The following is a 12,383-nucleotide window of genomic DNA, read 5'->3' on the forward strand; positions in this document are numbered from 1 at the left end:
AGCACCCCGCCCGAGGAGCCCGCACCGCCATGGCCGAGCACGCAGATCACGCAGGTCACCCCGAGAGCGCCGACCACCCGGCGTACCCCGTAGGCCTGCGCCTCCACGGCCGCCGCACCGTGGTCATCGGCGGCGGCCAGGTCGCCCAGCGCAGGCTGCCGCAGCTCATCGCCACCGGCGCCGACATCACGCTGGTCTCCCCGTCCGCCACCCCCTCCGTGGAGGCCATGGCGGAGGCGGGAGAGATCCGCTGGGAGCGCCGCCGCTACCAGGACGGCGACCTCGCGGACACCTGGTACGCCCTCGTCGCCTCCTCCGACACCGCCGCCAACGACGCCGCGTCCGCCGAGGCCGAGCGCACCCGCACCTGGTGCGTCCGGGCCGACGACGCCGAGGCCGCCACCGCCTGGACTCCGGCCACCGGCCGCAGCGAGAACGTGACGGTCGCGGTCCTCACCACGACCTCCCAGGGCCGCGACCCCCGTCACTCCGCGGCCATCCGCGACGCGATCGTCGAGGGCCTGAGGGACGGCACCCTCGCCGCCCCGCACCACCGCACCCACAGCCCCGGCGTGGCCCTGGTCGGCGGCGGCCCCGGCGACCCGGACCTGATAACGGTGCGCGGCCGGCGCCTCCTCGCCGAGGCGGACGTGGTCATCGCGGACCGCCTCGGCCCCCGTGACCTGCTCGACGAACTCCCGCCGCACGTCGAGGTGATCGACGCGGCGAAGATTCCGTACGGGCGGTTCATGGCCCAGGAGGCGATCAACCAGGCACTGATCGAGCACGCCAAGGCGGGCAAGGCCGTCGTCCGGCTCAAGGGCGGCGACCCGTTCGTCTTCGGCCGGGGCATGGAGGAGGCCCAGGCGCTCGCCGCCGAGGGCATCCCCTGTACGGTCGTGCCCGGCATCTCCAGCACCATCTCGGTCCCCGGAGCGGCCGGTATCCCGGTCACCCACCGGGGGGTGGCCCACGAGTTCACCGTGGTCAGCGGCCATGTCGCCCCCGAGGACCCGCGCTCGCTGGTCGACTGGGCGGCCGTCGCCCGGCTGCGCGGCACCCTCGTCCTGCTCATGGCCGTCGACAAGATCGGTGCCATCGCCGCCGCCCTGATCGCCCACGGCAAGGACCCGGCCACCCCGGTCGCCCTGGTCCAGGAGGGCACCACCGCGGCCCAGCGGCGGGTCGACGCGACCCTCGCGGACGTCGGGGAGCGAGCGGTCGCCGAGGACGTGCGCCCGCCCGCCGTGATCGTCATCGGGGACGTCGTCGCGGTCGGCCCGCATTCCGCACCGCGCCTGACCGGCCCGTCGGCGGACTGAAGTCCGCGGACTTCAGTCCGCCGAGCGAAGCCGGACCTCATCAAGCAACCCGCGGTCACGCATCCCGTCCCGGGCGTCGGCACCGCAGACCGGACAAGGCAGTATCACCAGTGGCAGATCTCATCACCGTCGACGATCCCGGCGACCCGCGCCTGAGCGACTACACCGGCCTGACCGACGTCGAGCTGCGGCGGCGCCGCGAGCCCGCCGAAGGCCTCTTCGTCGCGGAGGGCGAGAAGGTCATCAGGCGTGCCCGGCAGGCGGGGTACGAGATGCGCTCGATGCTGCTTTCCGCCAAGTGGGTCGACGCCATGCGGGACGTCATCGACGAGGTCCCGGCCCCGGTGTACGCGGTCGCCCCCGAGCTGGCCGAACAGGTCACCGGCTACCACGTCCACCGGGGGGCGCTCGCCTCCATGCAGCGCAAGCCGCTGCCCACCGCCGAGGAACTCCTCACCGCCGCCCGCCGGGTGGGGGCGGGGGAGTCGGTCGACGACCACACCGACATCGGTGCGACGTCGCCTCGGAGTCCCCGGAAAGGTGCGGGTCAGCGCGTCGCCATCTTCGAGGACATCGTTGATCACGCGAATCTGGGGGCTGCCTTCCGTAACGCGGCCGCTCTGGGCGTGGACGCCGTCTTCCTCACGCCACGCTGCGCCGACCCCCTGTACCGGCGGGCCGTGAAGGTGTCGATGGGCGCCGTCTTCCACGTCCCCTGGACCCGGCTGACCTCGTGGCCGGAGGACGTCGAGCTGTTCCGTCAGCATGGATTCGTGACGGCTGCCCTGTGTCTCTCGGAGAAGTCGATCACGATGGAGGGGCTGGCCGCCCGCCGGTACGAGAAGCTGGCGCTCATGCTCGGCACCGAAGGGGAGGGACTGTCGACCGGCGCCCTGCGCGCGGCCGATGAATGGGTCCGGATTCCCATGGCCGCGGGGGTGGACTCCCTCAACGTCGCCGCGGCCTCGGCCGTGGCCTTCTACGCGACACGCCCGCCAGGCGCCTGAACCCGGCGCGGTGACGGCCTCGACGCCCGCTCCCGGGGGCGCGGTCCGTGTTGCCGGCGGACCGTTCCCAGAAGCGGGAGCCGGTCACGCTACGCTCCCTGGGCGGACACCGGCACCTGCGCCCGCGCCGGCATCTGCTCCGGCGCTCGCTCCTGCGACACGCCGACGGGCTGCCCGCTCCCGCCGCCCAGCCCTCGCGCCGGCCCCTGGCATCCCTGGGCCGCCGCGATCCCTAGGGCCACCAGCAGGGTCACCACCACGAACACCACCAGCCGCTGGCGCAGCAGCCGGGGGTTGGCCGGGCGCCGTCCCGCCGAGGTGCTACGGGCCCCGGGCCGGGTCCCCGGTCGGCCGTTGGTCGCGCCGCCCGGCCGTCTCCCGGACCCGGTGGTGCCGCGCGGCCGCTGCGGCCGGGACCCACCGGTGCGCGGCGCCCCCGAACGCGAGGGGCCGGGGCGTCGGCCCTGCTGCGGGCGGCCGGCCGAAGAGGGGCCTTCGGAGCGGCGGGTGTGCTGCTGCTCGGTGTACGGGCCGTCGAGACGGCCGGTGGGCCGGTCCGCGTTCTGGGCCGAGCGCTGGAGAGGCGGCCGTCCCTCGTGCAGGCCCTGTGCCTCGCGCGCCGCGATCTCCTTGAGCCGCATGGAGAGTTGGAGGGTGCTGGGCCGCTCCTCCGGGTCCTTGGCGAGACAGGCGCGGATCAGGGGGGCCAGCGCGTCGTGCACCCCGTGGAGCTGGGCCTCCTCGTGCACCACGCGGTAGAGCATCACCTCGGAACTGCCGTGCCCGAAGGGGGAGTCGGCCATCGCCGCGTACGCCAGGGTGGCGCCGAGCGAGAAGACGTCCGTCGCGGGGGTCACCGCCGCACCCCGGACCTGCTCGGGCGCGAGGAACCCGGGCGACCCCACTGCCGTACCGACATGGGTCAGCGTGCTGGCCCCGGTCGCCCAGGCGATGCCGAAGTCGATGATGCGGGGGCCCTTGGGGGAGAGGAGGATGTTCGACGGCTTCAGGTCCCGATGGACCACCCCGGCCTCGTGCACCGCGACCAGGCCCTCGGAGAGCGCCGCCCCGATCGAGGCCACCTCGGCGGCGGACAGGGGCCCTTCCTCGGCCACCTTGTCGTGCAGCGAGGGGCCGGGGACGTACTGGGTGGCGAACCACGGCCGGTCCGCCTCCAGATCGGCCGCGACCAGCCGGGCCGTGCAGCCACCGCGGATCCGCCGTGCCGCCGACACCTCGCGTGCGAAGCGCGAACGGAACTCCTGGTCCTCTGCCAGGTCGGGCCGGATCACCTTGAGCGCCACCCGCTGGCCGCGCCGGTCGGAGCCGAGGTAGACCACCCCCATGCCGCCCGCCCCGAGCCGTCGGTGCAGCCGGAACGAGCCGACGAGACGCGGGTCCTCGCGCCGGAGCCGCATCATCGCCATCGTCTGCCCATCCCCGCTGCCTGGTCCGCCTGACGAGGCACAGCTTACGTACCCCGCGCCCGGTGCGCTCAGAGGCCGCGCCTTCGCCGGGGATTCGATTGTCCGCGCCCGGCGGGAGAGGCGAAGGGCGGTCAGGGGGCGGCGGTTGCGGGCCCGTCGGTCCGGGAGGACCGACAAGAGGCCTTCGGAAAAGGGATGTTGGATCAGGCCATGGCGGCCGGTACAGGTCGGTCGAAGAGGGTGGGGACGGGGGCCGTACGCCGATGGTGACGGTTCCGGGAGAGCGCCGCGGAGCGCGAGGCACCCTCCGAAGGAGGGTGCCCGGAGTGAGTGAAGTCACCCGCCGGGAGCCTTCTCGGGGTGCTGTCCCCCCTGCCCCCTCCGGGTCGACCCCGAGGCCGGGCGGACCGTCTCCACCCAGGGGAGTACGCGGACGGACGGTGGCTCATCCTCCGGGAGGCCTGGGATTAGGTACGCGGGCATGACGCCCCGTGCCCACCGGTTACCTAATGTTGAGGTCAAGCGGCGGGCGCAGCACTCGTCCCCCGAGGTCACACGCCCGTCGCTCCCCATCAGGTCAGGAGAGGATCCATGTCGGACACGGCAACGCGGGCCATGATCCGCACGCGGGGACGCAAGGCCTACGCCTCGTTCGGCGCCCGCCCGTCCGGCACGCGCCACCCCTTGGTGGCGACGGCCATGGTCCTTCCCCTGGCGGCCCTGCTCGCGGTCGTCTTCGGCGGCTGGGACGCGGTGGTCACGCAGGCGTCGTCCGTGGCTGTGATGCTGGGGCGCTGATCGGCGCCCAGGGTCCGGAAGAGCGGTCCGGACCCGGTATCGGGCCGACAGCCCCGTGGGGACGGGGGTGCGGCGGACGGCAGCGTTTGTCCGGTCAGCTGGGGAGCTGACCGGGCATCGCGCTGTCCGGACCCGTTTCTCCGGCGCACGAAGCCGCGCCGGCAGGGGCCGCCCCCGGCCGTACGCGCATCACCCCGCCTCACCCGGCGCCTCTACCGGCCCCCGCCCCGCCCGCGGCGTACGCTCGGGCGAGGACCGGCGGCAGGGCCGGAACCGACCGCCGCCGGGGGAGCCCTTGCGTACCACCTCGACCTCAGACGACTACGAACACCCGTCCCCCGGACCGGCCGCCGCCCTGCCTCCGGCCCCGGACCCGGCCGCGCCGGGGGCAGCGGTCTCGGACCCATCGGCTCCGGAGCGCCGTGTCCGGGGCCTGTCCGCTCCGCACGCCTCAGCAGCGGACCGCTCGGTCCCGCACCCACCCGCCCCCGTTCCGTCCGCCCCCGTGCCGACCATCCGCGAGCTGGGCGACCTCGCGCACCGCCTCCGCCACCCGCACGGCACCCCGGGCGCCCCCTGCGCCTGCGAGCCGCCGCAGCTTCTGGCCGACCGGGCGGACGGCACCGTCGTCCGCAGCGGACCGGTCGTCGCCAAGGCCCACGCCGCCGACAGCGACCGTGAGGCCCTGGCCGCCCGTCTCGCCCTGGCCGCCGCGCCGCAGCTGACCGGCATCCTCCTACCGCCGCTCACCGCCCCAGGCCCGGCCGGTATGACGGAGACCGGTTCCCGGCCCGTCACCTTCTGGCCGTACGGGGCCCCCGTCGACCCCAAGGCCCCGCAGGCCGCCCCCTGGGCCGAGGCCGCGGTCCTCCTGGCCCGCCTCCATCGGACCACCCCGCCCCTGCCGCCCCCCTTCCCGCCGATGCGCGGCCCGGTCAAGGCGGCCCGGGCGGTCGCGCGGATGGACGCCGTACTCCCCGGCGGAGGCGCGGCCCGCCCCGTACAGGCAGCATGGCGTGCCCTGCCGGGCTGGGCACGGGGTGAGGCCCCGCCCCCTGCCGAGCGGGCGCGCTTCCTCTGCCACGGGGACCTGCACCTCGGGCAGCTGGTGCGCCGACCGGCCCCGGACGGGCCCTGGCTGCTCATCGACGTGGACGACGCGGGATGGGGCGACCCGGCCTGGGACCTGGCCCGGCCCGCCGCCTGGTACGCGGCCGGGGTGCTGGCCCCCGAGGACTGGCTGCTGTTCCTGGCCGCCTACCGGTCCGCCGGAGGGCCCGCCGTGCCGACCGAGGGGGACCCCTGGCCGCAACTGGACGTCCCCGCCCGCGCTCTGACGGTCCAGACGGCGGCCGTCGCCCTCGCCAAGTGCGCCGCGGAGGGGCGCGAGCCGGACGAGATGGAGCAGCTGATGATCGACTCCTGTGCCCGAATCGCTACGTTCCCACCCGAGTTGGCGGCCGGGGCCGCGTCGTAGGCTGAACCGACCGCGGCCGGACAGGCATTCCGGCGGCACGACGAGGGCGAGGAGCCGAGCCGAATGATGCAGTGCCCCAAGTGTCACGCGCAGATGCACACGTACAACCGCAACGGCGTCCAGATCGAGCAGTGCAGCGGCTGCCGGGGGATATTCCTCGACTACGGCGAGCTGGAGTCGCTGACCCGCCTGGAGTCGCAGTGGGCCCAGCAGGCCCCGCCCCCGCCCCCCGCCCCGCAGCAGCCCTACCCGCAGGCGGCCCCTCCCGTCCACGGCCCCGCCTGGGGCGCCCCGCAGCACGGCGGTGGATACGGCGGACACTACGGTCACCGCCGCCAGAAGGGCTTCGGCCGGATGCTCTTCTCGTCCTGACGGACGCCGACACGACGCGAACACCCCCGGCCGTGGAGACGACCGGGGGTGCTCGGTGGTGCGCGATACTGGGATTGAACCAGTGACCTCTTCCGTGTCAGGGAAGCGCTCTCCCGCTGAGCTAATCGCGCGGGATGACGGTGCGTGTACCGCTGTGTACTGCGTGCGCGATACTGGGATTGAACCAGTGACCTCTTCCGTGTCAGGGAAGCGCTCTCCCGCTGAGCTAATCGCGCGGGTGATCCTTACGGACCGGTGATCCTTGCGGATCAGTGGACGATACTGGGATTGAACCAGTGACCTCTTCCGTGTCAGGGAAGCGCTCTCCCGCTGAGCTAATCGTCCTTGGAGGTGGAGACGGGATTTGAACCCGTGTAGACGGCTTTGCAGGCCGTTGCCTCGCCTCTCGGCCACTCCACCAGGGGTGGGAGCTCGGGAAGATCCCCCACCTTCTGCGAGCGGACGACCAGGTTCGAACTGGCGACCTCAACCTTGGCAAGGTTGCGCTCTACCAACTGAGCTACGTCCGCTTGTCTTTCCCGTTCCGCTTGCGCGTCCCGGCGACGTGTTGAACTCTAGCGGATTCCCGGGCCAGCACAAAAACGCGTTTGCGCAGATGGTCGCCGTACCGCCGCGGTCCGCCGCCGCTCCCTCGCCCCGACGCAGGTCGCGGTGGGCGGTTCTAGACTCAGCAGAGTGTTCCCCCTCGCTCCCATGGCCCGCTTCGGCGGCCTCGTCGCCTCCGGCCTCCAGGACGTGACCCACGATCCCGCCGCTCTCGACTCGTCCGGCTTCTGGGCGGTCTGCGCCGATTTCGAGGGCCGTACGGTCTGTGCCCGCTTCTCCTCCGTACGTAGGGAGGAGGTGCCCGCCCCCGTGCCCGGAGCCTGGCGCGGGCCCGGTGCCGGGGAGTGGACGACCTCGCTGGACCGTGACGCCTACACGGCGGGCGTACGGCGGGTCCGTGAACACATCGCGGCGGGCGAGGTCTACCAGGCCAACCTCTGCCGGGTCCTCTCCGCCCCGCTGCCCGAGGCCGAGCCCGGCCGGGCCGACGTGGACGCCCTGACCGCTCTGCTGGCGCGCGGCAACCCGGCCCCGTACGCAGGAACGATCCGCCTCCCCGGCCACGGGGTGGAGGTCGCCACCGCGTCCCCCGAGCTGTTCCTGCGCCGGGACGGGCGGACCGTCGAGTCCGGGCCGATCAAAGGGACCGGGCGCACCGAGGCGGACCTGCTGGAGAAGGACCACGCCGAGAACGTGATGATCGTGGACCTGGTCCGCAACGACCTGGGCCGGGTCTGCGCCACCGGCAGCGTCACCGTCCCCGACCTCTGCGTGGTCGAGAAGCACCCGGGCCTCGTCCACCTCGTCTCCACCGTGCGCGGCGAGCTGGCCGAGGGCGCGGGGTGGCCGGAGCTGCTGGCGGCGGCCTTCCCGCCCGGCTCCGTCACCGGGGCGCCGAAGTCCAGCGCGCTGCGGATCATCGAGGAACTGGAGCGGTCCCCGCGCGGGCCGTACTGCGGGGCGGTCGGCTGGGTCGACGCCGACCGGGGGACGGCCTCCCTGGCGGTGGGCATAAGGACCTTCTGGATCGACCGGACCGGCCCCGGGCCCCTTCTGCGGTTCGGGACGGGGGCCGGGATCACCTGGGGCTCGGACCCGGAGCGGGAGTGGGACGAGACCGAACTGAAGGCGTCGCGGCTGCTGGCTGTAGCGTCGGGCACGTTCGAGCAGCCAGGGCTCGGGCAGACAGGAAGGACCACGTCATGAGGATCTGGGTCAACGGCGGACTGAGGGACGCCGGTGACGCCCGGCTGTCGGTGCTCGACCACGGGCTGACCGTGGGCGACGGCATCTTCGAGACCGTCCGCACCACCGAGGGCCGGCCCTTCGCCCTCACCCGCCACCTCGACCGCCTCACCCGCTCCGCGCGCGGCCTGGGCCTGCCCGACCCGGACCTGGACGAGGTCCGCCGGGCCGTGGCGGCGGTCGTCGACGCCAACCCCGTCCCCCTGGGACGGCTGCGGATCACCTACACCGGCGGCCTCTCCCCGCTCGGCTCCGACCGGGGCACCGCCGGGCCCAGCCTCGTCGTCGCGCTCGACGGGGTGAGCCGCCGCCCGGACACCACCGCGGTGATCACGGTCCCCTGGACCCGCAACGAACACGGCGCGCTCACCGGGCTCAAGACCACCTCGTACGCGGAGAACGTCGTCGCCCTCGCCCGGGCCCGCGAGCGGGGCGCCTCCGAGGCGCTCTTCCCGAACACGGTCGGCCGGCTCTGCGAGGGGACCGGGTCCAACGTGTTCGTCGTGCTGGACGGCCGCATCCACACCCCGCCGGTCGCCTCCGGGTGCCTCGCCGGGATCACCCGCGCACTGGTCGTGGAGTGGACCGGTGCCGAGGAGAGCGACCTGCCGATGGAGGTGCTGGCCGAGGCCGACGAGATCTTCCTGACCTCCACGCTCCGCGACATCCAGGCCGTGCACCGCGTGGACGACCGCGAGCTGGCGCCGGAGCCCGGTCCCGTGACGGCGAAGGCCATGCGGATCTTCGACGAGCGGGCAGGGAACGACCTGGATCCGTAGACCCCGGTCCCCGGCCCGGCTCGCAAGCCCCTTCCGGTGGGGCCGGAAATGCGCGTGACGTGAGCCCGTCCAGGGGATACAAACCCTTGATGACCACGACACTCCGGCCGTCCGGGCCGCTTCAGCAAGGCGCCGCCGGGGCGCGGGCGCGCAGCTACGACGTCTGCGACAACGGCGTGCCCGTCGGCGCCGTATCGATCAGCACGGACGACGCGTTCGGCGCCTCGGCCGGGGTGGTGCGCTCCCTGAGCGTCGACGAGGCGCGGCGGCGGCGCGGCCGGGGCACCATCGCCGTGCTCGCGGCCGAGGAGGTGCTGCGGGGGTGGGGCTGCACTCATGTGCGGGCCGAGATCCCGGCCGAGAACGAGCCCGCCCGCCGACTGGCGGCCGCCCTCGGCTACGCCGAACGCAGCCGCAACATGGTCAAGACCCTCGGCCCGGAGAGCGTCCCGCTCCCCGAAGGACTCGGCTCGCGGCCGATGAGCGAGCAGGAGTACGCGGAGTGGCTGAGCGAGGCGGTGCGCTCGTACGCACAGGAGTGGGTCGACCGCGGCGTACCGCCCGAGCACGCCCGGCTCAAGTCCGAGGCCGACCACGCCGGGAACCTCCCGGACGGGCTCGCCACCGAGAACGCACGGTTCCGGGTGCTCGTCCACGGCGGCGCGGTGGTCGGCCATGTCTGGCTGGCCCTGCGGGAGCTGGAGCCGGGCCGGACCGCCGGGTTCGTCTTCGACGTCGAGGTGCGCGAGGAGCACCGGGGCCGCGGCTTCGGGCGGGCCCTGATGCTCCTGGCCGAGGACGAGACCCGCTCCTGGGGCCAGGACCGCCTCGGCCTGCACGTCTTCGCCGCCAACACCCCCGCGCTGCGCCTGTACGAGTCCCTCGGCTACGTGACGACGCGGTACAACCTGGCGAAGGCGCTTTGACCGGTACGGCGCCCGTACGCCGGTGGCATGGCGGTGGTACGGCGGTTGCGGCGCGGAGGCGTACGGCGGAGGCGGTACGGCGCGGAGCGGGGCGGGGCGGGTCAGGCGTCAGCCCTGGGCCGCCGGCAGCCGGTCGATGATCTCCTCGATCCGCCCGCGCAGCCCTTCCTGGCTCCTGCCGCCGTCCAGCCGCTCGTCCCCGACCACATAGGTGGGCGTGCCGGTGACCCCGATCGCCTTGCCCTCGGCCTGGTCGGCGTCGACGATCAGCAGGTGGCGGCCGTCGATGAGCGCGGTGTCGAACTCCTCCGCGTCCAGGCCCAGCTCACGGGCCACGTCGAGCAGCACCGGCTCGCCGCCCTTGCCGAGGTCCTCGGTCCTGGCGAGCAGCGCCTCGACGTACGGCCAGCCCTGCCCCTGGGCGGCGGCCTCCTCGGCGGCCTGCGCCGCGGCGTACGCGTAACGGTGCTTCTCCAGCGGGAAGTGCCGCAGCCGGATCTCGACACGGTCGCCGTAGCGGGCGCGCAGGGCGCGTACGTCACCGAGGGCCTGGTGGCAGTCGGGGCATTCGAGATCGCACCAGACGTCGAGGACGACCGGTGCCGCAGGGGTGGAATCGCTCATGGAGCCAGTCTTTCAGGCCGGGCGGACAGCTCCCAATCCGCACCCGGGCCGGTGGCCGTGACCGGCACCTGCGGAGGAGCCGGGCCCTGAAATGTCCCTGAAGTGGACCGGCGCCGTGGCCCCGACGCCCGTCGTCGGTGCAGGATGGAAGGGACCGTTTCCCCGTGCGGCTGGAGGCCCCCGATGCTTGCCGAGACCATCTGTTCCGCGGCGTCGGCGGCAGGCCTGGGCTTCGCCGCGATCACCGCCTACCGCAAGCGGTTCCTCACCGCGACCAGGGTCGCCGCCTACTCCCTCGTACCGCTCGGGCTGGTGCTGACCGGCGTCGTCGAGTGGGTGGCGGGGATCGCGTTCAGGCCGAGCGTCTGGATCGGCTTCGGCGTGCTCGGCCTCGCCTGGCTGCTCTTCATGACCACCCGGGCGGTCGAGCGCCGCAGCGGCGCCACCCGCGCGGAGCGCAGGGCCGCGCGCGCCGCCGAGCGCAACGAGGCCGTCGCCCCGGGCGCCTCCACACCCTCGCTCGCCGCCGGCTCCTCCGTGGGCCAGGCCCGGCCGGCGGCGGCGGCGCCGAAGAGGCAGCAGGAGGCCGCGGCTCCCGGCGACGACTTCAGCGACATCGAGGCGATCCTCAAGAAGCACGGCATCTGAGGGGGAATGTCCGGCGGTCGATGCCGACCGGTGCCCGAATGCCTGACGGCGTCTCGGACGCCGGAGCGAATCCTGAGCACCACGGGACGGTGAACTCCCGGGGAAATGGGGCAGGTTGATCGTCAACCGGGTCCCGGGTGCGTCATGATCACCCCGAGATGGTGGACACATCCCGGGGCGAAGCCCCCGCACCCCCTGCCGAAGAGCCCCGTGGCTGCCTCTTCGCGCTCTCCCAGCCACCCCTGATGATTTTTCTGACGGTGATCGGGAGCCTGCTGCTGATGGCGGCCCTGCACGACCTCTTCCTGTTATGAACCGGCTTCCCGGCGCCGGGCCCGGTACGCGGCGACATGGAGCCGGTTGCCGCAGGTGCGGCTGGAGCAGTAGCGCCGGGAGCGGTTGCGGGACAGGTCGACGAAGGCGCGGCCGCAGCCGGGCGCCTCGCACCGCCGCAGCCGCTCCTGTTCGCCGGCCACGATGATGAAGGCGAGGGCCATGCCGCAGTCGGCCGCGAGGTGGTCGGCGAGCGAGGCGTCCGGTGCGAAGTAGTGCACATGCCAGTCGTAGCCGTCGTGGTCGGTGAGCTGGGGCGTGGTCCCGGCCGCGGCGACGAGCCGGTTGACCAGGTCGGCGGCGGTACGGGCGTCGGGCGCGGCGAAGACCTCGGCGAACCGGCTCCGGACCTCCCGTACGGCTCCGAGGTCCTTCTCGCCGAGGGCGCCGACGCCGCTGATGTGGCGCTTCTCGGCGAAGGCGTACAGCGCCGCGACATCGTCGAGCCCGTCCTCCGGGCCGTCCACGAGTCCGTCCGTCGGGCCGTCCCCGGGCGGCTCGCTCTCCGGTGCGGTGTTCACCAGATCGACCACCGTGTCGAGGGCGATCCGGGTGTCGTGGGGGATCAGCACGCTTCGCTCCCTGGCCTCCGGCAGGCGGGCGCCTGCCGATGGCGGCTGACTCTACTGGCTCGCCCGCCCCCGTTCCCCGGCCCGGTGCGGGCCCGCGAGGGGACGGGTACGTCCGTCAGCCCCCGGTCCGCCCCCGGGCCGTCGGCACACGCCCAGGCGGGGGGGGGGGGGGGGGGGGGGGGGGGGGGGGGGGGGGGGGGGGGGGGGGGGGGGGGGGGGGGGGGGGGGGGGGGGGCGGGGGTCGGGGGGGGGGGGGGGGGGGGGGGGGTGGGCGGCTATTTTGGAG

13 protein-coding genes and 5 tRNA genes are annotated in these 12,383 nt (G+C 74.0%); 10 read left to right on the forward strand and 8 right to left on the reverse strand.

All coding sequences use genetic code 11. From position 1 onward, the window contains the following. The first annotated feature begins 29 nt into the window (after window positions 1–29). Both cobA and AC0682_RS01335 read left to right on the forward strand, forming a co-directional pair. A complete protein-coding gene (gene cobA, locus AC0682_RS01330) occupies window positions 30–1,322 on the forward strand; it encodes a uroporphyrinogen-III C-methyltransferase (RefSeq protein WP_478530418.1) in 1,293 nt (430 codons plus the stop codon). Between the two features lie 110 nt (window positions 1,323–1,432). Beyond that, on the forward strand, window positions 1,433–2,329 hold the full coding sequence (locus AC0682_RS01335) for a TrmH family RNA methyltransferase (protein ID WP_478530419.1): 897 nt from the start codon (window positions 1,433–1,435) through the stop codon (window positions 2,327–2,329). Between the two features lie 89 nt (window positions 2,330–2,418). On the opposite strand, the gene AC0682_RS01340 is transcribed toward AC0682_RS01335, so the two are convergent. After that, complete coding sequence (locus AC0682_RS01340; protein WP_478530420.1) at window positions 2,419–3,756, reverse strand: protein kinase domain-containing protein; 1,338 nt, start codon at window positions 3,754–3,756, stop codon at window positions 2,419–2,421. A gap of 591 nt (window positions 3,757–4,347) precedes the next feature. On the opposite strand from AC0682_RS01340, the gene AC0682_RS01345 reads away from it, so the two are divergent. The 3 genes from AC0682_RS01345 to AC0682_RS01355 all read left to right on the forward strand — a co-directional run bounded on the left by AC0682_RS01345 (window position 4,348) and on the right by AC0682_RS01355 (window position 6,403). Beyond that, a complete protein-coding gene (locus AC0682_RS01345; protein WP_478530421.1) occupies window positions 4,348–4,554 on the forward strand; it encodes a hypothetical protein in 207 nt (68 codons plus the stop codon). Between the two features lie 505 nt (window positions 4,555–5,059). Then, window positions 5,060–6,031 carry a phosphotransferase family protein gene (locus AC0682_RS01350; RefSeq protein ID WP_478530422.1) on the forward strand — a complete coding sequence of 324 codons (972 nt, stop codon included), beginning with the start codon at window positions 5,060–5,062 and terminating at the stop codon, window positions 6,029–6,031. A 63-nt stretch (window positions 6,032–6,094) separates the two neighbouring features. Next, window positions 6,095–6,403: a TFIIB-type zinc ribbon-containing protein gene (locus tag AC0682_RS01355; protein WP_478530423.1), complete on the forward strand. Its 309-nt coding sequence runs from the start codon at window positions 6,095–6,097 to the stop codon at window positions 6,401–6,403. Window positions 6,404–6,459: 56 nt separating this feature from the next. Here the strand turns inward: AC0682_RS01355 and AC0682_RS01360 are convergent. From AC0682_RS01360 to AC0682_RS01380, 5 genes are all read right to left on the reverse strand, one after another. Further along, window positions 6,460–6,534: transfer RNA gene (locus tag AC0682_RS01360), tRNA-Val, on the reverse strand. Between the two features lie 33 nt (window positions 6,535–6,567). Continuing rightward, window positions 6,568–6,639: transfer RNA gene (locus AC0682_RS01365), tRNA-Val, on the reverse strand. A gap of 37 nt (window positions 6,640–6,676) precedes the next feature. Further along, window positions 6,677–6,748: transfer RNA gene (locus AC0682_RS01370), tRNA-Val, on the reverse strand. Window position 6,749: 1 nt separating this feature from the next. Further along, window positions 6,750–6,823, reverse strand: a tRNA-Cys gene (locus tag AC0682_RS01375). A 37-nt stretch (window positions 6,824–6,860) separates the two neighbouring features. Further along, window positions 6,861–6,933, reverse strand: a tRNA-Gly gene (locus tag AC0682_RS01380). A gap of 184 nt (window positions 6,934–7,117) precedes the next feature. Here AC0682_RS01380 and AC0682_RS01385 point away from each other — a divergent pair. The 3 genes from AC0682_RS01385 (at window position 7,118) to AC0682_RS01395 (ending at window position 9,920) form a co-directional block, all read left to right on the forward strand. Continuing rightward, window positions 7,118–8,176 (forward strand): chorismate-binding protein, encoded by a 1,059-nt coding sequence (locus AC0682_RS01385; RefSeq protein WP_478530503.1) that lies wholly within the window; start codon window positions 7,118–7,120, stop codon window positions 8,174–8,176. Continuing rightward, the gene (locus AC0682_RS01390; RefSeq protein ID WP_478530424.1) at window positions 8,173–8,994 is read left to right on the forward strand and encodes an aminotransferase class IV; all 822 of its coding nucleotides are present in this window, start codon (window positions 8,173–8,175) and stop codon (window positions 8,992–8,994) included. Before AC0682_RS01385 ends, AC0682_RS01390 begins: the two co-directional genes overlap by 4 nt. 89 nt (window positions 8,995–9,083) lie before the next feature. After that, window positions 9,084–9,920 carry a GNAT family N-acetyltransferase gene (locus AC0682_RS01395; protein ID WP_478530425.1) on the forward strand — a complete coding sequence of 279 codons (837 nt, stop codon included), beginning with the start codon at window positions 9,084–9,086 and terminating at the stop codon, window positions 9,918–9,920. Between the two features lie 108 nt (window positions 9,921–10,028). On the opposite strand, the gene AC0682_RS01400 is transcribed toward AC0682_RS01395, so the two are convergent. Continuing rightward, entirely contained in the window at window positions 10,029–10,544 is a 516-nt protein-coding gene (locus AC0682_RS01400) for a DsbA family protein (protein WP_478530426.1), read from the reverse strand. A gap of 183 nt (window positions 10,545–10,727) precedes the next feature. Between AC0682_RS01400 and AC0682_RS01405 the strand changes: the two genes are divergently transcribed. Both AC0682_RS01405 and AC0682_RS01410 read left to right on the forward strand, forming a co-directional pair. Beyond that, on the forward strand, window positions 10,728–11,192 hold the full coding sequence (locus AC0682_RS01405) for a hypothetical protein (RefSeq protein WP_478530427.1): 465 nt from the start codon (window positions 10,728–10,730) through the stop codon (window positions 11,190–11,192). A gap of 158 nt (window positions 11,193–11,350) precedes the next feature. After that, a complete protein-coding gene (locus AC0682_RS01410; protein ID WP_164711272.1) occupies window positions 11,351–11,506 on the forward strand; it encodes a hypothetical protein in 156 nt (51 codons plus the stop codon). Here the strand turns inward: AC0682_RS01410 and AC0682_RS01415 are convergent. Continuing rightward, the gene (locus tag AC0682_RS01415) at window positions 11,501–12,097 is read right to left on the reverse strand and encodes a CGNR zinc finger domain-containing protein (protein ID WP_478530428.1); all 597 of its coding nucleotides are present in this window, start codon (window positions 12,095–12,097) and stop codon (window positions 11,501–11,503) included. The genes AC0682_RS01410 and AC0682_RS01415 overlap by 6 nt on opposite strands. Window positions 12,098–12,383: the final 286 nt, after the last annotated feature.

It is taken from the genome of Streptomyces sp. NPDC043746, from assembly GCF_056436485.1.

Excerpts from the sequence above, each read along its gene's own strand:
- AC0682_RS01395 (WP_478530425.1), top strand. The coding sequence starts at position 9,084 with ATGACCACGACACTCCGGCCGTCCGGGCCGCTTCAGCAAGGCGCCGCC.
- AC0682_RS01355 (WP_478530423.1), top strand. The coding sequence starts at position 6,095 with ATGATGCAGTGCCCCAAGTGTCACGCGCAGATGCACACGTACAACCGC.
- AC0682_RS01390 (WP_478530424.1), top strand. The coding sequence starts at position 8,173 with ATGAGGATCTGGGTCAACGGCGGACTGAGGGACGCCGGTGACGCCCGG.
- AC0682_RS01400 (WP_478530426.1), bottom strand. The coding sequence starts at position 10,544 with ATGAGCGATTCCACCCCTGCGGCACCGGTCGTCCTCGACGTCTGGTGC.
- AC0682_RS01345 (WP_478530421.1), top strand. The coding sequence starts at position 4,348 with ATGTCGGACACGGCAACGCGGGCCATGATCCGCACGCGGGGACGCAAG.
- AC0682_RS01385 (WP_478530503.1), top strand. The coding sequence starts at position 7,118 with ATGGCCCGCTTCGGCGGCCTCGTCGCCTCCGGCCTCCAGGACGTGACC.
- AC0682_RS01405 (WP_478530427.1), top strand. The coding sequence starts at position 10,728 with ATGCTTGCCGAGACCATCTGTTCCGCGGCGTCGGCGGCAGGCCTGGGC.
- AC0682_RS01410 (WP_164711272.1), top strand. The coding sequence starts at position 11,351 with ATGGTGGACACATCCCGGGGCGAAGCCCCCGCACCCCCTGCCGAAGAG.
- AC0682_RS01340 (WP_478530420.1), bottom strand. The coding sequence starts at position 3,756 with ATGGCGATGATGCGGCTCCGGCGCGAGGACCCGCGTCTCGTCGGCTCG.
- cobA (WP_478530418.1), top strand. The coding sequence starts at position 30 with ATGGCCGAGCACGCAGATCACGCAGGTCACCCCGAGAGCGCCGACCAC.